General features: G+C 71.9%; 16 protein-coding genes. 11 read left to right on the top strand and 5 right to left on the bottom strand.

The annotated features are described in order from the left end of the window. Positions 1–10 precede the first annotated feature (10 nt). Entirely contained in the window at positions 11–1519 is a 1509-nt protein-coding gene (gene guaB, locus ACSHXN_RS17370) for an IMP dehydrogenase (RefSeq protein ID WP_355137290.1), read from the top strand. A gap of 161 nt (positions 1520–1680) precedes the next feature. Then, on the top strand, positions 1681–2805 hold the full coding sequence (locus ACSHXN_RS17365) for a GuaB3 family IMP dehydrogenase-related protein (protein ID WP_355137292.1): 1125 nt from the start codon (positions 1681–1683) through the stop codon (positions 2803–2805). A 117-nt stretch (positions 2806–2922) separates the two neighbouring features. On the opposite strand, the gene ACSHXN_RS17360 is transcribed toward ACSHXN_RS17365, so the two are convergent. Continuing rightward, entirely contained in the window at positions 2923–4131 is a 1209-nt protein-coding gene (locus ACSHXN_RS17360; protein ID WP_355137294.1) for a nucleotide sugar dehydrogenase, read from the bottom strand. Positions 4132–4389: 258 nt separating this feature from the next. Here ACSHXN_RS17360 and ACSHXN_RS17355 point away from each other — a divergent pair, with 258 nt between their 5' ends. Then, positions 4390–6096 carry a glycerol-3-phosphate dehydrogenase/oxidase gene (locus tag ACSHXN_RS17355; protein WP_355137296.1) on the top strand — a complete coding sequence of 569 codons (1707 nt, stop codon included), beginning with the start codon at positions 4390–4392 and terminating at the stop codon, positions 6094–6096. A gap of 109 nt (positions 6097–6205) precedes the next feature. Here ACSHXN_RS17355 and ACSHXN_RS17350 read toward each other — a convergent pair whose 3' ends face one another. Beyond that, positions 6206–7270, bottom strand: a complete 1065-nt coding sequence (locus ACSHXN_RS17350; RefSeq protein WP_438303319.1) for a serine hydrolase domain-containing protein — start codon at positions 7268–7270, stop codon at positions 6206–6208. Positions 7271–7548: 278 nt separating this feature from the next. Here ACSHXN_RS17350 and ACSHXN_RS17345 point away from each other — a divergent pair, with 278 nt between their 5' ends. The 7 genes from ACSHXN_RS17345 (at position 7549) to ACSHXN_RS17315 (ending at position 21360) form a co-directional block, all read left to right on the top strand. Further along, a complete protein-coding gene (locus ACSHXN_RS17345; protein WP_438306476.1) occupies positions 7549–9585 on the top strand; it encodes a protein kinase domain-containing protein in 2037 nt (678 codons plus the stop codon). A 170-nt stretch (positions 9586–9755) separates the two neighbouring features. Further along, the gene (locus tag ACSHXN_RS17340; RefSeq protein WP_438303318.1) at positions 9756–12317 is read left to right on the top strand and encodes a protein kinase; all 2562 of its coding nucleotides are present in this window, start codon (positions 9756–9758) and stop codon (positions 12315–12317) included. Between the two features lie 230 nt (positions 12318–12547). After that, complete coding sequence (locus ACSHXN_RS17335) at positions 12548–14158, top strand: serine/threonine-protein kinase (protein WP_355802558.1); 1611 nt, start codon at positions 12548–12550, stop codon at positions 14156–14158. A gap of 138 nt (positions 14159–14296) precedes the next feature. Then, complete coding sequence (locus ACSHXN_RS17330; protein ID WP_438303317.1) at positions 14297–15943, top strand: serine/threonine-protein kinase; 1647 nt, start codon at positions 14297–14299, stop codon at positions 15941–15943. Between the two features lie 91 nt (positions 15944–16034). Beyond that, positions 16035–17678, top strand: coding sequence for a serine/threonine-protein kinase (locus tag ACSHXN_RS17325; protein WP_355137306.1), 1644 nt, complete (start codon positions 16035–16037; stop codon positions 17676–17678). Positions 17679–17884: 206 nt separating this feature from the next. After that, positions 17885–19525: a succinic semialdehyde dehydrogenase gene (locus tag ACSHXN_RS17320; RefSeq protein ID WP_438303316.1), complete on the top strand. Its 1641-nt coding sequence runs from the start codon at positions 17885–17887 to the stop codon at positions 19523–19525. A gap of 29 nt (positions 19526–19554) precedes the next feature. Further along, a complete protein-coding gene (locus tag ACSHXN_RS17315; protein WP_355137310.1) occupies positions 19555–21360 on the top strand; it encodes a GMC family oxidoreductase in 1806 nt (601 codons plus the stop codon). Positions 21361–21473: 113 nt separating this feature from the next. Here ACSHXN_RS17315 and ACSHXN_RS17310 read toward each other — a convergent pair whose 3' ends face one another. Further along, positions 21474–22514, bottom strand: coding sequence for an LAETG motif-containing sortase-dependent surface protein (locus tag ACSHXN_RS17310; RefSeq protein WP_355137312.1), 1041 nt, complete (start codon positions 22512–22514; stop codon positions 21474–21476). A gap of 744 nt (positions 22515–23258) precedes the next feature. Beyond that, positions 23259–23561: a chorismate mutase gene (locus ACSHXN_RS17305; protein WP_355137314.1), complete on the bottom strand. Its 303-nt coding sequence runs from the start codon at positions 23559–23561 to the stop codon at positions 23259–23261. A 315-nt stretch (positions 23562–23876) separates the two neighbouring features. On the opposite strand from ACSHXN_RS17305, the gene guaA reads away from it, so the two are divergent. Next, positions 23877–25466, top strand: a complete 1590-nt coding sequence (gene guaA / locus ACSHXN_RS17300) for a glutamine-hydrolyzing GMP synthase (RefSeq protein WP_438303315.1) — start codon at positions 23877–23879, stop codon at positions 25464–25466. Between the two features lie 18 nt (positions 25467–25484). On the opposite strand, the gene ACSHXN_RS17295 is transcribed toward guaA, so the two are convergent. Beyond that, on the bottom strand, positions 25485–25979 hold the full coding sequence (locus ACSHXN_RS17295) for a pyridoxamine 5'-phosphate oxidase family protein (RefSeq protein ID WP_356111265.1): 495 nt from the start codon (positions 25977–25979) through the stop codon (positions 25485–25487). Positions 25980–26006: the final 27 nt, after the last annotated feature.

Below are 26006 nucleotides of genomic sequence, written 5' to 3'. Positions count from 1 at the left end.
GGAAGGTGTCATGACTGCATACGTCGACGGAGTGCCTGAGAAGTTCGCGACACTCGGGCTGACCTACGACGACGTGCTGCTGTTGCCGGGCGCGTCCGACATGGCACCCGACGAGATCGACACCGCCTCGCACGTCTCCAAGAACGTCCGGGTCAACATCCCGCTCCTGTCCGCCGCCATGGACAAGGTCACCGAGTCGCGGATGGCGATCGCGATGGCGCGCCAGGGCGGCGTCGGGGTCCTGCACCGCAACTTGTCCATCGAGGACCAGGCCAACCAGGTCGACCTCGTCAAGCGCTCCGAGTCCGGCATGGTGGCCAACCCCATCACCATCCACCCGGACGCCACGCTCGGCGAGGCGGACGCCCTGTGCGCGAAGTTCCGCATCAGCGGTGTCCCCGTCACCGACCCCGCGGGCAAGCTGCTCGGCATCGTCACCAACCGCGACATGGCCTTCGAGAGCGACCGCTCGCGCCGGGTCAGCGAGGTCATGACTCCGATGCCGCTGGTCACCGGTCAGGTGGGCATCACCGGCGACGAGGCCATGCAGCTGCTGCGCCGCCACAAGATCGAGAAGCTTCCGCTGGTCGACGACGAGAACGTCCTCAAGGGCCTGATCACGGTCAAGGACTTCGTGAAGGCCGAGCAGTACCCGAACGCGTCGAAGGACACCGAGGGCCGCCTCATCGTCGGCGCCGCCGTAGGTGTCGCGGGTGACGCCTTCGAGCGTGCCCAGGCCCTGATCGAGGCGGGCGTCGACTTCATCGTCGTCGACACCGCGCACGGCCACTCCCGACTGGTCGGCGACATGGTCGCCAAGATCAAGTCGAACTCCTCGGGCGTCGACGTCATCGGCGGCAACATCGCCACCCGCGAGGGCGCCCAGTCGCTGATCGACGCCGGCGTGGACGGCATCAAGGTCGGGGTCGGCCCCGGCTCCATCTGCACCACCCGGGTGGTCGCCGGCATCGGCGTCCCCCAGGTCACCGCCATCTACGAGGCGGCGCTGGCCGCCAAGGAGGCCGGTGTCCCGGTCATCGGCGACGGTGGGCTGCAGTACTCGGGCGACATCGCGAAGGCCCTGGTCGCCGGCGCCGACACGGTGATGCTGGGCTCGCTGCTGGCCGGCTGCGAGGAGTCACCCGGAGAGCTGCTCTTCATCAACGGCAAGCAGTTCAAGTCGTACCGCGGCATGGGCTCGCTCGGGGCCATGCAGTCCCGCGGCGACCGCAAGTCCTTCTCCAAGGACCGCTACTTCCAGGAGCGCATCGCCTCCGACGACGAGCTGATCCCCGAGGGCATCGAGGGCCAGGTGCCCTACCGGGGCCCGCTGTCCTCGGTGGTCCACCAGCTGGTCGGCGGTCTGCGCCAGTCGATGTTCTACGTCGGCGGCAGGACGGTGCCGGACCTCCAGACGAAGGGGCGGTTCGTCCGGATCACCTCCGCGGGCCTCAAGGAGAGCCACCCGCACGACATCCAGATGACGGTCGAGGCGCCGAACTACAGCGGGAAGAAGTGATCCACGCCCGCGTGGAGCGGGTGTGACACGCGGACGAGACCGCGTCCGAGGGCGGTCCCGGAGCTTCCGGGACCGCCCTCGCCGTACGTCCGGGGCGCCCTCCGGCAATGGCGTCGGCGATACTGGAAGACGCTGAAACGCATCAGGGAAAGGCCACAGACGTGACTGAGATCGAGATCGGGCGCGGCAAGCGCGGCCGCCGGGCGTACGCCTTCGACGACATCGCCGTCGTCCCCAGCCGCCGTACGCGGGACCCGAAGGAGGTCTCGATCGCCTGGCAGATCGACGCCTACCGTTTCGAGCTGCCCTTCCTGGCCGCCCCCATGGACTCGGTCGTCTCGCCGGCCACCGCCATCCACATCGGCGAGCTCGGCGGCCTCGGCGTGCTGAACCTCGAGGGCCTGTGGACGCGGTACGAGGACCCGCAGCCGCTGCTCGACGAGATCGCCGAGCTGCCGGCCGACTCCGCGACCCGCCGGATCCAGGAGATCTACGCGGCTCCCATCAAGGAGGAGCTGATCGGGCAGCGGATCAAGGAGGTGCGCGACTCCGGGGTGGTGACCGCGGCCGCGCTCTCCCCGCAGCGCACGGCGCAGTTCTCCAAGGCCGTCGTGGACGCGGGTGTGGACATCTTCGTCATCCGCGGTACGACGGTGTCGGCGGAGCACGTCTCCCACTCGCACGAACCGCTGAACCTGAAGCAGTTCATCTACGAGCTCGACGTCCCGGTGATCGTCGGCGGCTGCGCCACCTACACCGCAGCCCTGCACCTGATGCGCTCCGGGGCGGCCGGTGTGCTGGTCGGCTTCGGCGGCGGTGCCGCGCACACCACGCGCAACGTGCTCGGTATCCAGGTCCCCATGGCCACCGCGGTCGCGGACGTGGCGGCGGCCCGGCGCGACTACATGGACGAGTCCGGCGGCCGGTATGTGCATGTCATCGCGGACGGCGGCGTCGGCTGGTCGGGCGACCTGCCCAAGGCGATCGCCTGCGGTGCCGACTCCGTCATGATGGGCTCGCCGCTCGCCCGTGCCACGGACGCGCCCGGCAAGGGACACCACTGGGGCATGGAGGCCGTCAACGAGGAACTGCCGCGCGGCAAGAAGGTCGACCTCGGCACGGTCGGCACGATCGAGGAGGTCCTCACCGGCCCCTCGCACACCCCGGACGGCTCGATGAACTTCTTCGGCGCCCTGCGCCGCGCCATGGCCACCACCGGCTACAGCGAACTGAAGGAGTTCCAGCGGGTCGAGGTGACGGTGGCGGACTCGCAGCACAAGCGGTGAGGTGACGTCGCACCGAGCGCGAAGCACGGAAGGGGCCCGGTCCACCCGTCGGGGTGGACGGGCCCCTTCGCGTGCCCGCTGTCGCGTGCGGGGGCGGGCGCCGAGCGCCTGGCCGGTTCACAGCCGATGGGCCGCCCCGGTGGGCGTGGCGCCCCGTGTGTCCAGCAGCAGTTGCGCCTTCACCGACAGGCCCTGGAGGTCGTACGTGCGGTGGTGCTGGAGCAGGATCGTCAGGTCGGCGCCCGCCGCCGCCTCGTAGAGGGAGTCCGCGCGCGGGATCGGGCGGTCAAGGACGCTCCAGGCGGGCACGTGCGGGTCGTGGTAGCTGACGGAGGCACCCAGCTGCAACAGGCGCAGCGCGATCTCGGGTGCGGGCGAGCCCTGCTGGTCGGCGAGGTCCGGCTTGTAGGTGACGCCCAGCAGCAGGACACGGGCGCCGCGGGCCGACTTGCCGTGCTCGTTGAGCAGGGTGGCGGCCCGCTGGACGACGTACTGGGGCATGTGGTTGTTGACCTGCTGCGCCAGTTCGACCATGCGCAGGGTCCGGCCGGTCAGACCCGCCAGGTCCTGCGGGACGGCGTGGCCGCCGGTGCCGGGGCCGGGGCGGAAGGCCTGGAAACCGAACGGCTTGGTCTCCGCACAGCGGATGACGTCCCACAGGTCGACCCCCAGGTCGTGGCAGAGGACGGCCATCTCGTTGACCAGGGCGATGTTGACCTGGCGGTAGTTCGTCTCCAGTACCTGCACGGTCTCCGCCTCGCGGGGTCCACGCGCGCGTACCACCTTGTCGGTGAGGCGTCCGTAGAAGGTGGCGGCGGATTCGGTGCAGGCGGGGGTGAGACCGCCGATCACCTTGGGCGTGTTGGCGGCCCCGAAGTCGCGGTTGCCCGGATCGACCCGGCTGGGCGAGCAGGCGAGGTGGAAGTCGCGTCCGGCGCGCAGCCCGGAGCCCTCCTCCAGCAGCGGGCGCAGGAACTGCTCCGTGGTGCCGGGCGGCACCGGCGACTCCAGGATCACGGTGGTGTGCGGGCGCAGTTGTCCGGCGAGGGTACGGGCGGCCGCCTCCACCTGGCCGAGGTCGATCGTGCCGTCGGCGCCGCGCTGGGCGGGCGCGCAGATGACGGCGGTGCGGACGCGGCCGAGTTCGGCCGGGTTGGTGGTCGGACGGAATCCCCGCGAGAGCATGCGGCGCAGTTCGGCGGCGGTGAGAGAACCGGCTTCCGGCCCCGTCCGGTACCCGAGCGTGGAGATGCCGGCGGCGACGGCGGCCTGGGCCAGGGGAAGGCCCAGATGGCCGAGTCCGATGACGGCGAGATCTGCGGGCATGGAGTGGGCCGTCCTTCTCAGTAGCCGAGTCGGATGTGGTGCGCAAGCCGTGTGGACACAATGAGGGAGCGCAATGTCACACTAGGAGTAAATATGACCGATTTGCGGGATTGACGTGGCGCGTTTCCGTGAGTGTTGTCCACAGGCCGCGGGTGCGTGGTGGCCGAAGTCGGGCATCCCGGTCAGACTTTGGGCATGGGGAGATGAGCCGGGCTTCGCCGGACGGGTGTGGCCAGCGCGACTGAGCGGGAGGCAGCGGTGAGGACAGGGACACTGGGGCCGGCGCAACGTGCCGAGTCACTGGCGGCAATGGCCGAGCGCGAGCTGGACGTGCTGGTGGTGGGCGCGGGAGTGGTCGGCGCGGGCACCGCGCTGGACGCCGTCACACGCGGACTGTCCACAGGCCTGGTGGAGGCGCGTGACTGGGCGTCCGGCACCTCCAGCCGGTCCAGCAAACTCATACACGGCGGCCTGCGCTACCTGGAGATGCTCGACTTCACGCTGGTGCGCGAGGCGCTGAAGGAGCGCGGGCTGCTGCTGGAGCGTCTGGCCCCGCACCTCGTGAAGCCGGTCCCCTTTCTGTATCCGCTCCAGCACAAGGGCTGGGAGCGGCTGTACGCGGGTTCCGGCGTCGCGCTCTACGACGCCATGTCGATGGCCCGCGGCCACGGCCGCGGCCTTCCGCTGCACCGGCATCTGACCCGCGGTCACGCGCTGCGCGTCGCCCCCTGCTTGAAGAGGGACGCGCTGGTCGGCGCCCTGCAGTACTACGACGCGCAGATGGATGACGCCCGCTATGTCGCCACCCTGGTCCGCACGGCCGCCTGGTACGGGGCGAAGGTCGCCAATCGCGCGCGCGTGACGGGGTTCCTGCGCGAGGGCGAGCGGGTCGTCGGTGCCACGGTGCAGGACGTGGAAGGGGGCGGCGAGTACCAGATCCGCGCCCACCAGATCGTGAACGCGACGGGGGTGTGGACGGACGACACCCAGGCGATGGTGGGCGAGCGGGGGCAGTTCCACGTCCGGGCGTCCAAGGGCATCCATCTGGTCGTACCGAAGGACCGGGTCAGCTCCTCGACCGGCCTGATCCTGCGCACCGAGAAGTCCGTCCTCTTCGTCATCCCGTGGGGCAGGCACTGGATCATCGGGACGACCGACACCGACTGGAACCTCGACAAGGCGCATCCGGCGGCCTCCAGCGCGGACATCGACTATCTGCTGGAGCATGTGAACTCGGTGCTCGCGGTCCCGCTCACCCGGGACGACGTGGAGGGCGTGTACGCGGGCCTGAGGCCCCTGCTCGCCGGGGAGTCGGACGCCACCAGCAAGCTGTCCCGCGAGCACACCGTGGCCCATCCGGTGCCGGGTCTCGTGGTGGTGGCGGGCGGCAAGTACACCACCTACCGGGTGATGGCCAAGGACGCCGTCGACGAGGCGGTACGCGGCCTCGACCGGCGTGTGGCCGAGTGCGTCACCGAGGACATCCCGCTGCTTGGCGCCGATGGCTACCGGGCGCTGTGGAACGGGCGGGCGCGGACAGCGGAGCGCACCGGCCTGCATGTGGTGCGGGTGGAGCATCTGCTGAACCGCTACGGGTCGCTGGCCGAGGAGGTGCTCGACCTGGTCGCGGCCGATCCTTCGCTGGGCGAACCGCTTCAGGCGGCGGACGACTATCTGCGGGCGGAGATCGTCTACGCCGCCTCGCACGAGGGCGCGCGGCACCTCGACGACGTGCTGACCAGGCGGACGCGCATCTCGATCGAGACGTTCGACCGCGGCACGCGCAGCGCCCGCGAGGTGGCCGAACTGATGGCGCCGGTGCTCGGCTGGGACCGGGACCAGATAGAACGGGAAGTCGAGCACTACGACAAGCGGGTGGAGGCGGAGCGGGAGTCGCAGCGGCAGCCGGACGACCTGACGGCGGACGCGGCACGGCTGGGAGCACCGGACATCGTGCCGCTGTAGAACCGGACACCGCGCCGCTCACTGCCGCGGCGGACCGGGCCCCGTGCGCGGACCGGATCGCCCGGACGGGTGTATGCCGTCCGGGACGGCCCTGGGCAGCAGGCTCGCTCTAGAAGGTGCGGGGGCAGAACTCCGAAGTGAGCAGCGCCCGTTCCAGTCCGGGGTCTTCGAATCCGTCCGTGTCGACACGGAAGGTGAGGACGTGCCGGCCGTCGACGGTCGCCGCGCTGCGCACATAGCTGCCGGAGATCCGCCCGTCGTGCCCCCACACGGTCGTGCCGCACGGAAGCTTCTCCGGATAGAGCCCCATGCCGTACACGCCCTGTGCGGCGCGGGTGTCGAGCATCTCGCCGAGCTGGTGCCGGGGCAGCAGCGCGCCGTCGAGCAGGGCCGCGTAGAAGCGGTCGAGATCGTCCAGCGTGGTCACCAGCTCGCCCGACGCTCCGGCCACGCGCGGGTCGAGTTCGGTGACGTCGGACCCGTCGGCGGCGTAGGCGCGGCCGTGGGGCGCGGGAAGGGCGGTGCGGCTGCCCGGGAAGGACGTGCCCGTCAGCCCGAGGGGAGCGATGATGCGGCGCTCGGCCTCGGCGGCGTACGAGTGACCGGTGACCTGCTGGACGATCAGGCCGAGCACGACGTAGTTGGTGTTGGAGTACGCGAAGCGGCCCCGTGCGGTCGGAGGGTGGGCGAGCGCGATGCGCACGGCCTGGAGCGGGGTCAGGGGGACGACGCCCCTGGTGTCCGCCGTGAAGTCGGCCAGGCCGCTGGTGTGGGTGAGCAGGGCGCGCAGGGTCAGACTGCGGCCGTCGTTGCCCGCACCGCGTACCAGCCCCGGCAGATGGTCCTCCACCGAGTCCGACAGGGACAGGCGGTGCTCGGCGGCCAGTTGCAGCACCACCGTGGCGATGAAGGTCTTGGTGACGCTGCCGGCGCGGAAGTGATCGGCGCGGGCGATCGCGGGACCGGTGTGCGCGAAGTGCGCGTCCGCCCCCTCCCGGGCCAGCAGCGCGGCCGAGGCCGCGGGCGCGCGGGCCGCCACCGCGAGCCGGGGGAGGACGACGTCCGTCTCGGCGGGCAGGCGGGCCTGGGAGCCGCCCGGGGCGATTCCGAGCAGCGCCAGGCATACCGGTACGCCCAATAGGGTCCGGGTCCGGGGTGTCCGGCGCAGCGGCATCGGATTCCTTCCTCGTCGCGGCCCATCATGGAGGACGACCCTGTGGCGGGGTCGGGCAGGGCCCGCGTGGCACCGGCTCCGGCGGCGGCGCAGGGGCGTGACGGCGGCCCGTGCCGGGCACCGTGGCGCACCCCGAGGCCTCTACGGCGCGGTGTCCGTCCGGAGGGACGCCCTCGGGCGCGGGGCGAGCCGCGGGATCAGGGGCACCCTGGGCGCTGGACGGTCCGTGCGTGAGGGACAATGGAGGCTCTGTCAGGGCGGGTTGCATGAGGGGACGCATGTCGGAGGCGGAGCGGGCGGGCACACCCCGTCAGGACAAGAGCGAACGTCTCCTCGCCGGGCGCTACCGGCTGGGGGACGTACTCGGCCGCGGCGGCATGGGCACCGTGTGGCGCGCCGAGGACGAGACCCTGGGCCGCACGGTCGCCGTGAAGGAGCTGCGGTTCCCCTCGAGCATCGACGAGGACGAGAAGCGCCGGCTCATCACGCGCACGCTGCGGGAGGCCAAGGCGATCGCCCGGATCCGCAACAACGGCGCGGTGACCGTCTTCGACGTGGTCCACGAGGACGACCGGCCCTGGATCGTGATGGAGCTGATCGAGGGCAAGTCCCTCGCCGAGGTCATCCGCGAGGACGGCCTGCTGGAGCCGAAGCGCGCCGCGGAGGTCGGGCTCGCGGTCCTCGACGTGCTGCGCGCCGCGCACCGCGAGGGCATCCTGCACCGCGACGTGAAGCCGTCGAACGTGCTGATCGCCGAGGACGGCCGCGTCGTTCTCACGGACTTCGGCATCGCGCAGGTCGAGGGAGACCCGTCCATCACCTCCACGGGCATGCTCGTCGGCGCGCCCTCCTACATCTCGCCGGAGCGGGCGCGCGGCCACAAGCCGGGCCCGGCGGCGGACCTGTGGTCGCTCGGCGGGCTGCTGTACGCGGCGGTCGAGGGCGTGCCCCCCTACGACAAGGGCTCGGCCATCGCCACGCTGACGGCGGTGATGACCGAACCGGTCGAGGAGCCGAAGAACGCGGGCCCGCTGAAGAACGTCATCTACGGGCTGCTCGCCAAGGATCCCCAGCAGCGGCTGGACGACCGGGGCGCACGGGCGATGCTCGCGGAGGTCATCCACGCGCCCGATCCCAAGGAGGCGCAGCCGGCCGACGCGACCCGGGTCGTGGCCCTGCCGCCGGCACCCGAGGAGTCGTCGGGCGCGGGGGCCGGGGAGCCCGGGGCCAAGCGGGGCGAGGAGGCCGCCGAGCGGCTGCGCGGGGCGCTCAGGTCCGTGCGCAAGGCCGCGGTGTCGGCCGGCGCGGCCACGGCCGCCGCCGCGACGGCCGCCCGGTCCAAGACCTCGGGATCCACGACCGCGGAGCCGTCCGAGGCCGCGTCGTCGGGGAGCCCTGCGGCACCCGCGGCGGGGACGCCCGGTGTGCCTCGTCCGGCGGCCGCCTCGTCCGGCGTGCGTGACACCACCGCCGTCGTCGGATCGGACTCCGGTACGGCGAAGCCGAGTTCCGGCTGGCCCGTCGTACCGGACCCGGACCGGCCGCCGCGCCCGGCACAGCCGCCGCGGGCCCCCATCACCGATGTGGTGCCGAGGCGGACACTGGTGATCGTCGCTGTCGTGGTGGCCCTCGCCGTGCTCGGGACGGTGCTCGCGATCGCCTTCCACGGCGGCGACGACGGTTCGCAGGACAGCAAGAAGGGGACCACCAAGTCCGCCGTGTCCGGGGAGGCGACCGCCGGCGGCGCGACCAAGGGCGACGGTTCGCACACGGACAGCGGCACCGCGACCGACGACCCGGACGAGCAGAACACCGCGGGCGGTTCGCCGGAGGCGAGCGCCAGTGCCGGCGGCAGCGCCCCGTCCGCCCCGTCGGACGACAACGAGACGACGACGCCGTACAAGGGCGGTCAGGGCTACTCGATCGGGCTGCCGGACGGCTGGAAGTACAGCTCGTCGGACTCCGCCGGGGACCGCTTCACCGGCCCCGACGGGCAGCGGCTGCTCGTCGCCTGGACGTCCACGCCCAAGGACGACCCGGTGGCCGACTGGAAGAGCCAGGAGCGCTACATGACGCGCTCCCAGTACAAGCGGATCCGGATCGAGAAGGTGGACTACCGCGGCTGGAACACCGCCGACTGGGAGTTCTCGTACTCCGATGGAGGCACCGCCTACCGGGTCATCGACCGCGGGTTCGTCGTCAACGCGCACCAGGGTTACGCACTGCTGTACACGGCGAAGGCGTCGGGCTGGGACGACGATCCCCGCAAGGACACCTGGAAGGCGCTGACGGAGACCTTCCGCCCCAAGTCGTGACGTTCCGCGCACCGCGCTGATGTTCGACGCGGTTGTGTGGCGGGGAGATAGGAGATCCCCGGGTTGCAGGGTGCCTCCGGCACGTATCGTGAGGGATTGCGGACCGTACGCATCCAGAACGGGACGCAAGGCGAACGGAATTGACCAGCCGGGCGGCAGGGGGAGGCATCGTGGACGACTATGCGGGTCGGGTCCTCGCCGACCGCTATCGCCTGCCGCTGCCACCCCCCGACGAGTACGAACCGGCCGAGACGCGTGCCTTCGACACCTACAGCGGGCAGGAAGTCCTGGTACGCCAGGTGCCGTTGCCCGAGGTGGTCGAGGCGGAGGTGCTCGGCGCGGACGGGCTGCCCGAGGGATTCGTGGCGCGCGAGGGCCGGTCCCGCGGCAGCTCCGCGCGCACGTCGGCCACGCGACGGCCCGCCGAACCCGCGGTGCGCCGTGCGATCGAGGCGGCGCAGGCCGCCGCGCAGATACCCGACCATCCCCGGCTCGACCAGGTCTTCGACGTGTTCGCCGAGGGCGGTTCGCTGTGGATAGTGAGCGAACTGGTGGCGGCGCGTCCGCTGGAGGACCTGCTCGAGCAGAGCCCGCTGACGCCGTACCGGGCCGCCGAGGTCGCCTCCGACCTCCTCATGGCGCTGCGCGTGCTGCACGCCCACGGCTGGGTGCACCGCAACATCACCGCGCGCACGGTCCTGGTCTGCGACGACGGGCGCGTGGTCCTGACGGGTCTGGCGGCCGGCGCCGCGGAGGAGGCGCTGTGCGGCTACGACCCGGTGCCACCACGGGAGTTCGAAGCGGCCGACGCAACGCCGGCCGGGGCCGGTGACGCTCCCGGGTCCCGGCCCGGCGCGGCGGACGGCGGGCCCGCAGCCGGGGGGCTCGGCGGGCGGGCCGCCGGCGGCCCGCACGGTCCGGTGGGCGGAGCCGCGCAGGGCATGGACCCGGAGGCCGCGCGGCGGGCCGCGATCGAGGCACGGTCGGGCGGCACGGTGCCCGGCGCCGGTATCCCCGGTGGTGTTGTGCCCGCCGCGGGACGCCCTGCGCTCGAGTCCGCCGGAGATGTACGCGCGGCCCGGGCCGGGGCGATCGCGGCGTACCGCGCGGGCGCGCGGGCCGCGGCCCGGGTGCAGGAGGAACAGCGCGGCGACCGGACGGCGTTGCCCGGGCCGCGTACCGCCGGCACCGGCTCCGCGGCACCGTCCCAGGCGTCCGGGGAGGTGGTGGAGCACCGCACCGACACCCCGCCGGGGCAGATCGCCGACCCCTACGGAGTGGGCCGTACGACGTCCTGGCACGGCGCGGTCCCACGTCCCGCGGTGCCCGCGGCCGACGGCCCGGGGCACCCCGGGCCACCGGGCGGTGCCTCCGCGCCGCAGGAGGAGGGCGGCCCGTACGGCACCCCCGGCTCCCGTGCGGGCGGGCCGTACGGGACCGCGACCGCTCCCGGCACCCGGTGGAACCACCGCGGCCCCGCCACCGCACTGGCCGCCGAGCGCGCGCGGCAGGCGCGGATGGCCGTCGTCGGGCCCGTCACCGAGCGGTGGGCGCCCGAGCAGGCCGGACCGGTGCACGAGAACTGGCAGTTGGCCGCGCCGATCGGGCCCGCCACCGACCTGTGGGCCCTGGGCGCGCTGCTGTTCCGCGCGGTCCAGGGTCACGCGCCCTACCCCGAGGAGAACACCGCGGAGCTGGTTCAGCTCGTCTGTGCCGAACCGCCCGCCTTCGCCGAGGAGTGCGGATCGCTGCGCCCGGTCGTGGAGTCGCTGCTGCGTCAGGACCCCATCGACCGAGCGGACTTCGAGGAACTGCGGGGCTGGCTGCGCTCCCTCGTGAGATCCGCCCCGGAGCCGGATGCGGGCGCGCATGTCATCGCGGCCCCGCCGGTCGACCCCGGGCGGCTGCCGATCGTGCGCCGACGCGGTGAGCTGGTCCGCAGGCGCCGCGCCGGGGTCCCCGCGACCCCGCACGCCCGGCACAAGCGGGCCAGGGACGACCGCCCGCCGCGGCCCCGGAGGCTCGGCCGCACCCTGCTTGTGCTGATCCTGCTCGCACTGGCCGCGGCGCTCGCGTACGCCATGGTGTTCATGCCGAAGGCCGACTCCGGCAGCCGCGGCGGCGGCACGGTGGGGGAGCGCACCCGCGCCGCCGGTGACGTGGGCCCCGCCCCGCGGCAGTCCGACACGAGCGGTGCCGGGCGGCCCGGCCGGGAGGGCTCCACAAGCCCCTCGCCGACGGCCGGTTCGGCCGAGACGCAGACCAGCGGAGGCCAGGCCGCCCAGGGCTTCACGGTGCGTGAGGACCCGGAGGGCTTCCGTGTCGCGGTGGCCGAGGGATGGGACCGCACGCCGAAGAACGGGCGCTCCCAGGTCGTCTACTCCCGGGGCGACTTCGAGCTGATCGTCGTGCCCGGACGCGACAGCACCGCCACGTACGGTGCGGATCCGCTGTCGTACCAGCGCGAGTCGGAGCCCGAACTGCAGCCGTTCCGCGATTCGACCTGGGCCACCTCCAGCGGGATGCGGCGCATCGACGTCGGCGGACGGACCCTGGTCGAGGGGCAGTTCACCTGGACGGACGGTGACGGCCGCGAGCTGTTCGTGCGCAATCTGGTCGTCACCGTGGGCGGCCGCTACCACGTGGTGCAGGTTCGTGGCCCGGAGGCCGAACGCGACGAGGTGACCCGGCTGTACGAGCAGGCGGAGCAGACCTATCAGGCGACCGGCTGAGCACGGTGCGTCACCGCTCACCCCGTTCCGCGTGCCCCACGAACCTCGCCGAGCCCGTTCAACACACAAGCAACGGGGTCCGATTGGGCTGAGTGTGCGGTGGTTCCGTCCCGTACGTGGAAGGGAGAACCGTCACAGTGCTGTCTCCGTTCCGCCCCCGCCGGTTCCCTGGGTGGGGGCCCCTCTTTAATGTGACCTCGTCAAGAGCATTGCGGGGAAACGTGAATCAGATGCAGGGCCTGCTCCTCGCGGGCCGCTACCGGCTCGTCGATTCCATCGGCAGCGGCGGCATGGGCCGGGTGTGGCGCGCCCACGACGAGGTGCTGCACCGGGCTGTCGCCATCAAGGAACTGACGGCCGCCCTGTACGTCACGGAGAGTGACCGTGCGGTACTGCTCGCCCGGACCCACGCCGAAGCCAGGGCCGCCGCGCGTATCAACCACTCCGCCGTCGTCACCATCCACGACGTCCTGGAGCACGACAACCGGCCCTGGATCGTCATGGAGTTGGTCGAGGGCGGCTCGCTGGCGGACGCGGTCAAGGAGCGCGGCCGGATCGAGGCACCCGAGGCGGCGCGCATCGGGCTGTGGGTCCTGCGCGCGCTGGGCGCCGCGCACGCGGCCGGCGTCCTGCACCGCGATGTGAAGCCGGGCAACGTGCTGCTCGCCACCGACGGACGTGTGCTGCTCACCGACTTCGGCATCGCGCAGGTCGAGGGCGACTCGACCATCACGCGTACGGGGGAGATCGTCGGGTCCGTCGACTACCTCGCTCCCGAGCGGGTCCGCGGCCACGACCCGGGCCCCGCCTCCGACCTCTGGGCGCTCGGTGCCACCCTGTACACGGCGGTGGAGGGCAGGTCGCCGTTCCGCCGCACCTCGCCGCTGACCACCATGCAGGCCGTGGTCGACGAGAACCCGGCGCCGCCGCAGTTCGCGGGCGCGCTGGGGCCGGTGATCGCGGCCCTGCTGAGCAAGGAGCCGGTGCACCGGCCCGGCGCGGCGCAGCTGGAGCAGATGCTGGCCGAGGCGGCCGAGGGCCGGCGGCCGAGGGCGGCGCAGGAGTACGTATCGACGCAGTACGTCGACCTGCCGCACCGCGAGGACACCACCCTGAACGCCCCCGGGCGGCGGGAGGCGCACGAGGCCCGGGCGGTCGGGAACGACCGGCTCCAGTCCGCTGCGCCGCCCGCGCCCCGTGCGCGGCGCCGCGGCCGCACGGTCGCGCTGGTCCTCGCGGTGGCCGCGGTCGTCGGCGCGGCGGGGGCTGTGGCCGTGAACAGATTCGCCGGCCGGGACACCGGTACCGGCGTGTCCGTCGGTTCCACCTCCACCTCGGACCCGACCTCGCCCGCGCAGGGCTCGCCGCAGCCCGGGAACGGCCTCCCCGAGGGCTGGGTGCGCAAGAAGGATCCGGCGGCGGGCTTCACCATCGCCATTCCGGGCAAGCAGTGGAAGCGCAAGAGGTACGACGCCTTCCAGACCGACTACACGCCCGACGGGGGCCGGCACTTCATCCGCATAGCCATCGACGCCTCGCCGGACTTCGACGAGGCGTACGAGCACCAGGTCGACCTCGAACAGCAGATCCAGGGGCTGACCGACTACCACCGGGTGACGCTGCACAAGAACATCTACCGCGACTGCCCGGGCTCCGAGTGGGAGTTCACGTTCACCAAGGACACGCAGTTCCCCGGTCCGCGCCACGACATCGAGGAGACGTACATCGGCCGCAACGGAGTCGAGTACGCCATCTACATGTCCGGTCCGGCGGAGGACTGGGACACGACGCGCAAGCAGTTCGACGTGCTGCTGCGGGCCTGGCGTCAGCCGACCGGCTGACGGCCGGGGCCGGCACGCCCCCTCGTGCGCCCCCGAACGTCCACCGCACCCCGTTCGTACGCCCTCTTGCGTCGCTTGTCGGCCACCGTGACGACAGCGTCCGGGAGGGTTCGTGTCCCGTGCGGCATCATGGGGCTCATGGGGACCGAGGGGGGACACGTCCGTGTGATAGCGGGCCGCTACCGGCTTCAGGAGCGGATCGGCCGGGGCGGCATGGGCGTCGTCTGGCGGGCGACCGACGAGTTGCTCGGCCGGCAGGTCGCGGTCAAGGAACTCGTCCTCGACACCTCGCTCTCCACCGAAGAGGCCCGGCTGCAGCGCGAGCGCACCCTGCGGGAGGCGCGCGCGGTCGCGCAGTTGCGGCACCCGCACATCATCGTCGTGCACGACGTCGTCGAGCACGACGAGCGTCCCTGCATCGTGATGGAGCTGATCGACGGAGGCTCGCTCGCCGAGCGCATGGCCGACCGCGGACCCGTCGACGCACGCGAGGCCGCCCGTATCGGCATCGCCCTGCTGGGCGCGCTGCGCCGCGCGCACGAATCGGGTGTGCTGCACCGCGACCTCAAACCCGCGAACGTGCTGATGGAGGCGGAAACCGACCGCGTCGTCCTCACCGACTTCGGTATCGCGCAGGTCGAGGGCGCCACCACGCTCACCGAGAGCGGCTCATTCGTCGGCTCGCCCGAGTACACCGCGCCGGAGCGGATGTCCGGGGTGCGGACCGGGCCCGAGTCCGACCTGTGGTCGCTGGGTGCGCTGCTGTGCGCCGTGCTCAGCGGCGAGTCGCCGTTCCGGCGGGACTCGTTGGGCGGGATCCTGCACGCGGTGGTCGTCGACGAGATCCGGCCTCCCGAGCAGGCACAGCCGATCCTTCCCGTGGTACGGGGGCTGCTGGAGCGCGATCCGGGCCGGCGTCTGGACGGGGCGGAGGCGGAGCGGCTGCTGCGGGAGTTCCTGGAGACCGGACGGACGCCGAGGGCGCCGGTGGCGTACACGCCGACCCAGCCGGACATGCCCCGGCGCGCCGTGCCGCCGGTCTTGTGGGACGGGCCCGAGGCGGCCGCACGGCAGCCGGGAGCCGGGTCGCCGGCGGGCAAGCCGTCCGCCCGGGGTGCCCTGGTCGCGGCCGCGCTGGTCGCCGCGATGGCCGGAGCGGGCGTCTCTGCGGCCGCGCTGCTGCTGCGCGACGGCGGCGACGCCCGCGGCACGCCCGCGAGTTCGTCGCCGCCGCGTACATCGGTGGGCACGGGTCCGTCCGCCTCCGGGCCCGCGCCCGCCCCCACGGTGACGGTGACGCGCCCGCCCTCCTCGTCCCCTTCGGCATCGGCCCCGGTGCACGAGGCGCCTTCGGGGTATCGGCAGATACGGGACGCGGGAGGGTTCTCGCTCGCCGTGCCGGAGGGGTTCACGCGTGTCCCGCAGGGCGAGCGGATCTACTACATGTCGCCCGGCCGGACGTTCCGCATCGGCATCAAGGTGGCCGACCCCGAAGAGGGCGGCCCGCTCGCGGTGATGCGGCGCTCGGCCGCCGACGGGCCGGGCAACAACCCGGGTTACCGGGACGGACGGGTCGTCGGCACGTCGCACGGCGGCAATCCGGCGGCGCTCTGGGAGTTCACCTGGAACGGCTTCTCCGCGGCCGAGGGCCCGCGGCACACCTACGACCTGTGCTGGGAGCAGGACGGCCGGATGTACGACGTATGGGTGTCGGCGCCGGTCGGCAGAGCGCGGGAGGCGAAGGAGTACTTCGACGTCGCGGTCGACACGTTCGCCCCGTCCTGAACCGGAGACATCTCGCGCGGTGCGTCACGGGTCTGTGACCGGTGCGGGACGGGGGTGGCTGAAGGAGCGCCCGCACGATAAGCATGAGCGCATGAGCACCTACGGGGGAGGGCCTCAACGGCCCGACGAGCCGACGAGTTTCGGACTGCAACCGCCGCGGCCCGGTGTGCCGTACCCGGGAAACCCGTACGCACAGCCGCAACCGCAGGCGACCTCCCAGCCCCAGGCCGCCCCCACCCGTCTCGCGCCGGACGCGCCGCCGGACCCGGGGGCCGGGCGGCTCGTCGCCGGCCGCTACCGGCTGCTCGCCAAGCTCGGCCACGGGGGCATGGGCACGGTGTGGCGGGCCAAGGACGAGACGGTGGACCGTGAGGTGGCCGTCAAGGAACCCAGGGTCCCCGACCACCTCCCCGAGCGCGAACAGGCCAACGTCTACGAGCGGATGCGCCGTGAGGCACGGGCCGCCGCGCGTCTCGACCATCCCTCCGTCGTGAACGTGCACGACGTGGCGGTCGTCGACGGCAGGCCCTGGATCGTGATGGAGCTGGTGCAGGGCCGGTCCCTGGGCGACGTACTCCAGGAGGGCACGCTCGGGGTGCGCGAGGCGGCGAGGATCGGCCTCGAGGTGCTCGGCGCACTGGAGGCAGCGCACGCCGCGGGCATCCTGCACCGCGATGTGAAGCCCGCCAACGTCCTGCTCGGCCGGTACGACCGGGTCGTGCTCACCGACTTCGGCATCGCGCAGATCGAGGGCGAGACGAATCTGACGGACACGGGGGGCTTCGTCGGCTCGCCCGAGTACATCGCGCCCGAGCGGGTGCTGGGCCGGCGCCCCGGACCGGCGTCCGACCTGTGGTCGCTCGGTGTGGTGCTGTACGCGGCGACGGAGGGCGTCTCGCCGTTCCGCCGCGCCAACACCCCCGCCACCCTCCAGTCCGTCCTCCATGCCACCCCGGCGGCCCCGGCCCGCGGTCCGCTCGCCGACGTGATCAACGGTCTGCTGACCAAGGAGCCCGAGCGACGCCCCGACGCGGCCGAGGTCCGACGGCTGCTCCAGGAGGCGGCGAGAGAGCCGCAGCCGACGCAGGGCGTGCCGCTCACCGTCCCCGGCGGCCGAGGCGTGAGCCGCAAGGCGCTGTTCGGGATCGGCGCCGCGGTCGTCGCCGTCGCGGCCGTGGTCGCTCTGGTCGTCGCGGACCCGTTCGCGGGACCGCTGCCGGACGGCTGGAAGCAGCACCGGGAGAAGGCGCTGGGCGCGACGCTCGCGGTGCCCGCGAACTACCGGGTGTACCGGCCCGCGAAGGACGACACCGACAAGAACTGGGTGACGTACTCCGATCTGAGCGGCAGCATCTCGGTCGTGCTGCATCTGGCGCGGCGGTCCGAGGACAGCTCCCATCAGATCAAGGACTCCTCGGCGGCCGAGATGTACGCCGAGAACGGCGAGTTCAAGGACAGCGGCGCCTACGAACTGCAGATGGCCTCGGGTCCGAAGAAGACGCACCCGGAGACGATCCGCTACCGCGACCGGCAGGCCGCGCAGAACACGGTCGCCTATACGACGAACGACAGCCAGAACCCGCTTCCGCGCGAGCTGAAGATCTTCTACTACAAGAACTCGGCCGGCGACATGTACAAGGTCACCGTCGGCTATCCCGGCGACGGCGACTTCACTGAGCGCGGACGCGAGGTGGCGCGCACGGCGATAGCGAACCTGGACGTCGACAGGCTGTAGGCGAAGGCCGTCGGCCGTCCTTGCCACGGGCGGGGCGGTACCCGGTGCCAGAGCCCGTCCGAAAGCCGCGCCCGGCGCGGTGATCTCCCGACAACGCCCTGATCAGCGCATTTGCTGCCAGCGGTCACTGGCACGGTGTGGTCACCCCGTGAAAGCCCGTTACCGACGGGTACCCAAACGCTCCGGCCCGTCATACCCTGCGCGTCATGACGGACTCGCAGGCCCCGGAGAAGGCCACCGACACGACCGGTTCGGGTACGGCCGGCACCAATCCTCTCGCGCCGTCCCCCGCCGGCGCCCGCACCGCCGCCGACGTGGTCACGCCCGAGCTGGTGGCCCAGCTCACCAAGGGAGTGGTCGGCTCCGGCCGCACCGCCAACCACACGCCGTTCACCGGCGAGAAGCTGGCGGACCTGCCCGAGTCCACGCCCGAGGACGTGGCCGAGGCGTTCGCGCGGGCCCGCACGGCCCAGCCGGCCTGGGTTGCGACGACCGTGCGGCAGCGCGCCGCCGTCCTGCTGCGCTTCCACGACCTGGTGCTGGAGCGCCAGGCCGAGGTCCTGGACCTGATCCAGCTGGAGACCGGCAAGGCGCGCCTCCACGCCCACGAGGAGGTGCAGGCCGTCGCCGTCGCGGCCCGCCACTACGGCCGCAAGGCGCCCTCGTACCTGGGTCCCAAGCGGCACACGGGCGCCGTGCCCACCCTGACGCGCGTCACCGAACTGCGCCATCCGCGGGGCGTCGTCGGCCAGATCGCACCCTGGAACTACCCCCTGGAACTGTCGGTCGGCGACGCGCTCCCGGCCTTCGCCGCGGGCAACGCCGTTGTGATGAAGCCCGACACGGAGACCTGCCTGACCGCGATGTGGGCACGGGACCTGCTGATCGAGGCAGGGCTGCCCGCCGAGGTGTTCCAGATCGTCATCGGCGACGGCCCGGTCGTCGGCCCGGAGGTCGTCCGGCACGCCGACTACGTCTCCTTCACCGGTTCCACCCGCACCGGACGTCAGGTCGCCCAGGGCGCCGCCGCCCGTCTCGTCGGCGTCTCGCTCGAACTCGGCGGCAAGAACGCCATGCTGGTCCTCGAGGACGCGGACATCGAGAAGGCGGCCGCCGGGGCCGTACGCGCCTGCTTCTCCTCGGCCGGCCAACTCTGCATCTCCATCGAGCGGTTGTACGTCCACGAGTCGATCGCGGACGCCTTCCTGGAGCGTTTCGCGGCCCGCACCAGGGCGCTGCGGCTCGGCACGTCCCTCGCGTACGGCGCGGACATGGGCTCGCTGGTCGGCGAGCGGCAGTTGCAGACCGTGACCCGGCATGTCGAGGAAGCCCGGGCCAAGGGTGCGAAGGTGCTGGCCGGCGGGGTCGCCCGCCCGGACATCGGTCCCTACTTCTACGAGCCCACCATCCTCGACGGGGTCGAGGCGCCCATGTCGGTCTGCGCGGAGGAGACCTTCGGCCCGGTCGTGTCGATCTACCGTTTCAGGACGGAGGACGAGGCGGTCGAGCGCGCCAACTCCACGGCGTACGGCCTGAACTCCTCCGTGTGGACGAAGGACGGGCGGCGCGGCCGTGCGGTCGCCGCCCGGCTGCGCACCGGCACGGTCAACGTCAACGAGGGCTATGCGCCCGCGTACGGCAGCGTCCAGTCACCGATGGGCGGCATGAAGGACTCGGGGCTCGGCCGGCGCCACGGCTCCGAGGGCATCCTCAAGTACACCGAGGCCCAGACCGTGGCTCATCAGCGGCTGCTGCCGATGGCGCCGTCGCTCGGCATGGACGACGAGAAGTACGCGGCGTTCATGAGCCGCAGCCTTCGGGTGATGAAGGCGTTCCGCCTCCGCTAGACAGCACCAACTCTCGACGAGGAGAGCACGTGTCACAGGAGAACTCCGTCCGCGATCAGGGCGACGACGCCTACGACTACGACGTCATCGTCGTCGGCTCAGGCTTCGGCGGTTCGGTCACCGCGCTGCGTCTGACCGAGAAGGGCTATCGGGTGGGTGTCCTGGAAGCAGGCCGCCGCTTCACGCGTGAGTCGCTGCCGAAGAACTCCTGGGACCTCAGGAACTACCTGTGGGCGCCGGCCCTGGGTATGTACGGCATCCAGCGCATCCACCTGCTGGGCAATGTGATGGTGCTCGCGGGCGCCGGGGTGGGCGGCGGCTCCCTCAACTACGCCAACACCCTCTACGTGCCGCCCAAGGCCTTCTTCGACGACCCGCAGTGGAAGGGGATCACCGACTGGCAGGAGGAGTTGAAGCCGTACTACGACCAGGCGCGGCGCATGCTGGGCGTGCGGCTCAATCCGACGCTCACGCCGTCGGATGTCCACCTCAAGGCGGCCGCCGAGCGGATGGGCGTGGGCGACACCTTCCACATGGCACCGGTCGGCGTCTTCTTCGGCGACGGCGAGGACGCGGACGGCACGGTCACGGTCACGCCCGGCGAGGAGGTCCCGGACCCGTACTTCGGCGGCGCCGGACCCGCCCGCCGGGCCTGCACCGAATGCGGCGAGTGCATGACGGGCTGCCGGCACGGCGCGAAGAACACCCTGAACGAGAACTACCTCTACCTCGCCGAGAAGGCCGGTGCGGTCGTCCACCCCATGACGACCGTCGTGTCGGTCACGGACGACTCGCAGGGCGGATACGCCGTCGCGACCCTGCCGACGGACGACAGGCGCAAGGGGGAGGGGCGGCTCTTCAAGGCACGGCAGGTCGTCGTCGCGGCGGGTACCTACGGGACGCAGACCCTGCTGCACCGCATGAAGAGCAACGGCCAGCTGCCCCGGATCTCGGACCGGCTGGGCGAGCTGACCCGCACCAACTCCGAGGCGCTGGTCGGCGCCCAGACGGACGACCGCCGCTACCGCAAGGCGCACGGCGGGGCCAAGGCCGACTTCACGCAGGGTGTGGCGATCACGTCCTCCATCCACCCGGACGGGGACACGCACATCGAGCCGGTCCGCTACGGCAAGGGATCGAACGCGATGGGCGGGCTGTCGATCCTCCAGGTCCCCTACGCGGACGGCTCCTCGCGCGCTCTGGCCTGGCTCGCGAACGTGGCGCGCCACCCGTGGCTGCTGGTCCGGTCCCTGTCCAACCGCCGCTGGTCGGAGCGGACCATCATCGGCCTGGTGATGCAGTCGCTGGACAACTCCTTGACGACCTATCTGAAGCCGAAGGGTGCCGGCAAGGGACTGCTGACCGCCCGGCAGGGGCACGGCGCCCCGAACCCGAAGCAGATCAGGACCGCCTCGATGGCGGCGTCCGCGATCGCCGAAGAGATCAACGGCTTCCCGGGCAGCAACGTGGGTGAGCTCATGGGCACCCCGCTGACCGCCCACTTCCTCGGCGGCTGTCCCATCGGTGCCTCGCGCGAGGAGGGAGTGATCGATCCGTACCACCGGTTGTTCGGCCACCCCGGTGTCTCGGTGGTCGACGGGGCCGCGGTGTCCGCGAACCTGGGCGTCAACCCCTCGCTGACGATCACGGCACAGGCCGAGCGGGCGATGTCGTACTGGCCGAACAAGGGGGAGGCCGACCCGCGTCCGGCACAGGGTGCGGGGTACGAACGCCTCAAGCCGGTGGAACCCCTGCGTCCGGCGGTGCCGGTGGAGGCGTTCGGGGCGCTGCGGCTGCCGTTCCTCGGCATACCGGCGGTGCCGCCGAAGAAGTAGCGGAATCAAAGAAGGAAGAAGGACCTGGGCCCCCCTCCGAGCCCAGGTCCTTCTTCTTGTGTGCGAGGCGCTCGGGACGCCTGACGCAGTCTGTGCGACGGGTCTTTCAGGCCTTACGCGGCCTGACCACCCGTCTTCCGGCGCCGCACCGCGAACACGGCACCGCCACCGGCGACGACCGCGATACCGCCGACCAGGGCGATCATGGGCAGGGCGGAGCTGGAGCCGGTCTCGGCGAGGCTGCCCGTGGCGTCGACCTCGCTCACCTCGGTGAGGGAGCCGCCGGTCTGCGGCTTGGCGTCGTTCGGGTGACCGGCGTCGGTGCCCGCGGCGAGGATGTCGAAGAAGTAGATCCAGCCCTTCGGGTCGTCGGCCATCCAGCAGCCCTCGGCGTCCGAGTACTGCGCGAAGCCGCCGGTCACGCCGATGGCGTCCGGCACCTTGCCGCTGACGCTCAGCCGCAGCTTGAACGAGGTCGACTGACCGGCGGCGAGCGAGAACGCGGGGAACGTGCCACCCTCGCCCGCGGCGTCCGCGACCGTGTGCCACGTGCCGCTCGCCGAGTCGAAGACCTCGACGGCGATCTTGCCGGAGTAGTCCTTGCCGTCCCAGCCTTCCGCGGCGACACCGATGAGCGGCTTGATGTCCTTGATCTCGCTGTCGCCGTGGTTGGAGACGTTGAACGAGAACGCCTTCCAGCCGCTGCCCGCGACGATCGTCTCGGGCAGGCCCGACAGACCGCTGCGCAGGTCGGCGCTGAGCTGGGTGGTGTCGTTGCCGTCCTCGTCGGTGCAGAGGTCGGCGGGCTCGGACGGCTCGGTGGAGGGCGTGGCGGAGGCCGGCGGGGTGGAGGCGGGTGCCGACTGGGTCGGGGCCGAGTCCGTCGGGTTGCCCGCCGTCTGGGAGGCGGGCGCCGTCGTCCCCGGCGTGGTCTCCGTGTCGGAGGTCGCCGGCGCCGAGGTCGGCGGGGTCGACTCGGGCTCCGAGGTGGGGGGAGTCGATTCGGGCGTCGTCTCCGGGGCGGTCGTGACGATGCTGGTGTCCGTGTTCGTGCTGGGCGCGTCGTCCGCGAACACGGCCGGCGCCGACACGAGCGCGAGTGGTGCTATGGCGGTGGTCGCCGCCGCGGCGACCAGAACGCGACGAAGCTTCATGAAGACCTCGAGAAGTCAGGTGTGCCGTGGGAGACACGACACAAACTGGGGGGAGGCCTCCGCGTGTGGGGCGCGGGTCGTGGCCCTTGATTATTCGGTAGGTGTGACCCGTGGGGCAGGTGAACGGTTGCCCAGGGTTCACACAGTTTTTATGTGGCCTGGGTCACATCGGCGACGAGTGGCCGAAACCGCGCAGGGGCTGAGCGCGGGGTGCAGGCGCCGTCCGGCGGCAGACGAAGGGCCCCGCGGCGAGGGGGTCCCCTGCTCGTCGGCGAAGACGCGGGGAGGACCGCGGGGCCCTTCGTTCGTCAGCACCGACGTCAGGGCGGCGTCGGTGCCATGAGCGGCGCCGGGGGGTTGCGCCGCTTGTCCGTGTGCGCCGGCGGTCGGCCGGCGGGCTGATGCTGGTCGGAACACGGCCTCCGCAACCGCTTCGACCGACCTTGACGGGATTCCGCCGGTCGGCTCCGGGCGTCCCCGGAGCCGACCGTTCTCTGGGTGACCGGGCTGCTGTCCCCTGCCGTCCGGTCACATCCCTGGGGCGAGGTCCCACGACGCACGGCACGATCCGTACGTCTCATCACCCCAGCGGAGCCACGCGTGGTTCTTTCGGGCCCGCCCCTGGCTGGCACGGACACCGGGAACAACGAACTCCGTGCGTCAGCGGTCACGCGCCGTACGGGTGAGAGGGCATACGAACGTGGGTGCAGCGGACGTCCGTCGCAGGCGGATCCGCGCCGGCCGTCAGACGCGGCCCCGGCACAGCTCGAGAAGGGTCATGGCGAGGGCCGTGCCGGGCTTGCCGAGAGCTTCCCGGTAGCGGCCGAGGATCTCCATCTCGCGGGAGAGGTTCACACGCCGGCCGCCGGAGGAGATACGGGCCTCCTGGACGACGGCGGAGACGGCCATGCGCTCCTGGACGAGGCCGATGATGCGGTCGTCGAGCGTGTCGATGCGTTCGCGGGCGCCGTTGATCACTTCGGCGGCCTCGGGGGTGCGGGCGCCGGTCTTCTCGGTGGTCGTCTGATCGGTCGTGGTGGCGGTCATGGCCGGGGGCTCCTCACGGGGGGTCGGGATGAGGTGCTCCGGATCGGCGCGGTCCGCAAACGCCAGGCGCCCCGGACCGTATCGGCCCGGGGCGCCTGGGAAGTCGCTTGTCAGTGGCTCAAGCAGCACGACCATGGCAGCCGGTGGGCCGGTTGCCATAGGTAAAGACGAAGATCGTGTGCGTGAGCATGCGCCCAGTATGCCCGGGATGGTGGCGGGGTCCAAACGGGCTCGTATCGTGAGACGGGGGTCACCCGCGCCCACCCCGTTAGAATCGGTACCACAGCCCCCTGTCAAGCCGCCGGAAGGCAACACGTGTCATCAGCGACCCCCGCTGCCGCCGCCCCCGACACCGTCCTGGTCGTCGACTTCGGCGCGCAGTACGCCCAGCTCATCGCCCGTCGCGTCCGTGAGGCCCGGGTCTACAGCGAGATCGTCCCGAGCACCATGCCGGTCGAGGAGATGCTCGCGAAGAACCCGGCGGCGATCATCCTCTCCGGCGGTCCCTCGTCGGTCTACGAGGAGGGGGCCCCGACCGTCGACCGCGCTCTGTTCGAGGCGGGTGTCCCCGTTTTCGGCATGTGCTACGGCTTCCAGCTGATGGCCCAGGCCCTCGGCGGCACGGTGGACAACACCGGAGCGCGCGAGTACGGGCGCACGGCTCTGGCCGTCTCGCGTCCTTCCTCGACCCTCTTCGAGGGCACTCCGGCCGACCAGTCCGTCTGGATGTCCCACGGGGACGCCTGTTCCGCCGCCCCCGAGGGCTTCACGGTCTCGGCGTCCACGGACGTCGTGCCGGTCGCCGCCTTCGAGAACGACGACAAGAAGCTGTACGGCGTCCAGTACCACCCGGAGGTCATGCACTCCACGCACGGCCAGCAGGTGCTGGAGCACTTCCTCTACCGCGGCGCGGGCCTGACCCCCACCTGGACCACGGGCAACGTGATCGAGGAGCAGGTCGAGGCGATCCGCGAGCAGGTCGGTACCAAGCGCGCCATCTGCGGGCTCTCCGGCGGCGTGGACTCCGCCGTCGCCGCCGCCCTGGTGCAGAAGGCCATCGGCTCCCAGCTGACCTGCGTGTACGTCGACCACGGCCTGATGCGCAAGGGTGAGACCGAGCAGGTCGAGAAGGACTTCGTGGCCGCCACCGGCGTTCAGCTGAAGGTGGTCGACGCCGAGGAGCGGTTCCTCACCGCGCTCAAGGGCGTCTCCGACCCCGAGGAGAAGCGCAAGATCATCGGCCGGGAGTTCATCCGCGTCTTCGAGCAGGCCCAGGCGGAGATCATCGCCGTGGCCGGCGAGAGCGGGGAGCCGGTCGAGTTCCTCGTCCAGGGCACGCTGTACCCGGACGTGGTCGAGTCCGGCGGCGGCACCGGCACGGCCAACATCAAGTCCCACCACAACGTGGGCGGCCTCCCCGAGGACCTCGAGTTCCGGCTGATCGAGCCGTTGCGCAAGCTGTTCAAGGACGAGGTCCGCATGGTCGGCCAGGAGCTCGGCCTGCCGGACGAGATCGTCCAGCGCCAGCCCTTCCCGGGCCCCGGCCTCGGGATCCGCATCGTGGGCGAGGTGACCAAGGAGCGTCTCGACCTGCTGCGCGAGGCCGACGCCATCGCCCGCGAGGAGCTGACGGCGGCCGGCCTCGACCGCGAGATCTGGCAGTGCCCGGTGGTCCTGCTCGCCGATGTGCGCAGCGTCGGTGTCCAGGGCGACGGCCGGACCTACGGTCACCCGATCGTGCTGCGGCCGGTCTCGTCCGAGGACGCCATGACCGCCGACTGGTCGAGGCTTCCGTACGACGTGCTCGGGAAGATCTCGACCCGGATCACCAACGAGGTCCGCGACGTCAACCGCGTCGTCCTGGACGTGACCTCGAAGCCGCCGGGGACCATCGAGTGGGAGTGACCCGGGGGACCTCCCGGGTCATGTCCGCCTGAGAGCGCGCACCGGCTCTCCGGGCTTCCAGATCTCGACGACCAGGTAGGTGTCGTCCTCGACGTGGGTCCGTACGACCTCCGTCAGCTCGGTGCGAAAGAGGTGGAACGGCTCCGGCGGTTCCGCCTCTTTCACGTATCCGGCCCTCGCGCCCGGGTCCGTCACCTCGATCGCCCGTCCGCCGATGCGCACATCGCCGCCGCCCATCCCCGTGCCCGGCCCCGGGTTGGCCTGGAGTGCGAAACGCGGGTCGCGGCGCAGGTCGAGCGCCTTGAGGGAGTCCGGCATCATGCCGAGCCACAGCTCGCCGTCCAGGAAGCGGACCTCGAGACCGGTGGTGCGCGGCGAGCCGTCCTTGCGCAGGGTCGCGAGGACGTGATGGGTGAACGCGCCGAACCGGTCCTCGACGGTCCTGGCGAGGGACGGCGCGGCGGTGACGAAGGCGGACCAGTTCACGGGGGGTGTCGGGCTCTCGGTACTCATGGGACCGAGCCTGCCGCGCATACCCGA

It is taken from the genome of Streptomyces sp. HUAS TT11 (assembly GCF_051553595.1).
In the GTDB taxonomy this organism is placed as follows: Bacteria; Actinomycetota; Actinomycetes; order Streptomycetales; family Streptomycetaceae; genus Streptomyces.
This window is presented reverse-complemented; position numbering and strand designations above follow the sequence as displayed.

Excerpts from the sequence above, each read along its gene's own strand:
- ACSHXN_RS17350 (WP_438303319.1), bottom strand. The coding sequence starts at position 7,270 with ATGCCGCTGCGCCGGACACCCCGGACCCGGACCCTATTGGGCGTACCG.
- ACSHXN_RS17360 (WP_355137294.1), bottom strand. The coding sequence starts at position 4,131 with ATGCCCGCAGATCTCGCCGTCATCGGACTCGGCCATCTGGGCCTTCCC.
- ACSHXN_RS17310 (WP_355137312.1), bottom strand. The coding sequence starts at position 22,514 with ATGAAGCTTCGTCGCGTTCTGGTCGCCGCGGCGGCGACCACCGCCATA.
- ACSHXN_RS17320 (WP_438303316.1), top strand. The coding sequence starts at position 17,885 with ATGACGGACTCGCAGGCCCCGGAGAAGGCCACCGACACGACCGGTTCG.
- ACSHXN_RS17330 (WP_438303317.1), top strand. The coding sequence starts at position 14,297 with ATGGGGACCGAGGGGGGACACGTCCGTGTGATAGCGGGCCGCTACCGG.
- ACSHXN_RS17295 (WP_356111265.1), bottom strand. The coding sequence starts at position 25,979 with ATGAGTACCGAGAGCCCGACACCCCCCGTGAACTGGTCCGCCTTCGTC.
- ACSHXN_RS17335 (WP_355802558.1), top strand. The coding sequence starts at position 12,548 with ATGCAGGGCCTGCTCCTCGCGGGCCGCTACCGGCTCGTCGATTCCATC.
- ACSHXN_RS17305 (WP_355137314.1), bottom strand. The coding sequence starts at position 23,561 with ATGACCGCCACCACGACCGATCAGACGACCACCGAGAAGACCGGCGCC.
- ACSHXN_RS17325 (WP_355137306.1), top strand. The coding sequence starts at position 16,035 with ATGAGCACCTACGGGGGAGGGCCTCAACGGCCCGACGAGCCGACGAGT.
- ACSHXN_RS17345 (WP_438306476.1), top strand. The coding sequence starts at position 7,549 with ATGTCGGAGGCGGAGCGGGCGGGCACACCCCGTCAGGACAAGAGCGAA.
- guaB (WP_355137290.1), top strand. The coding sequence starts at position 11 with ATGACTGCATACGTCGACGGAGTGCCTGAGAAGTTCGCGACACTCGGG.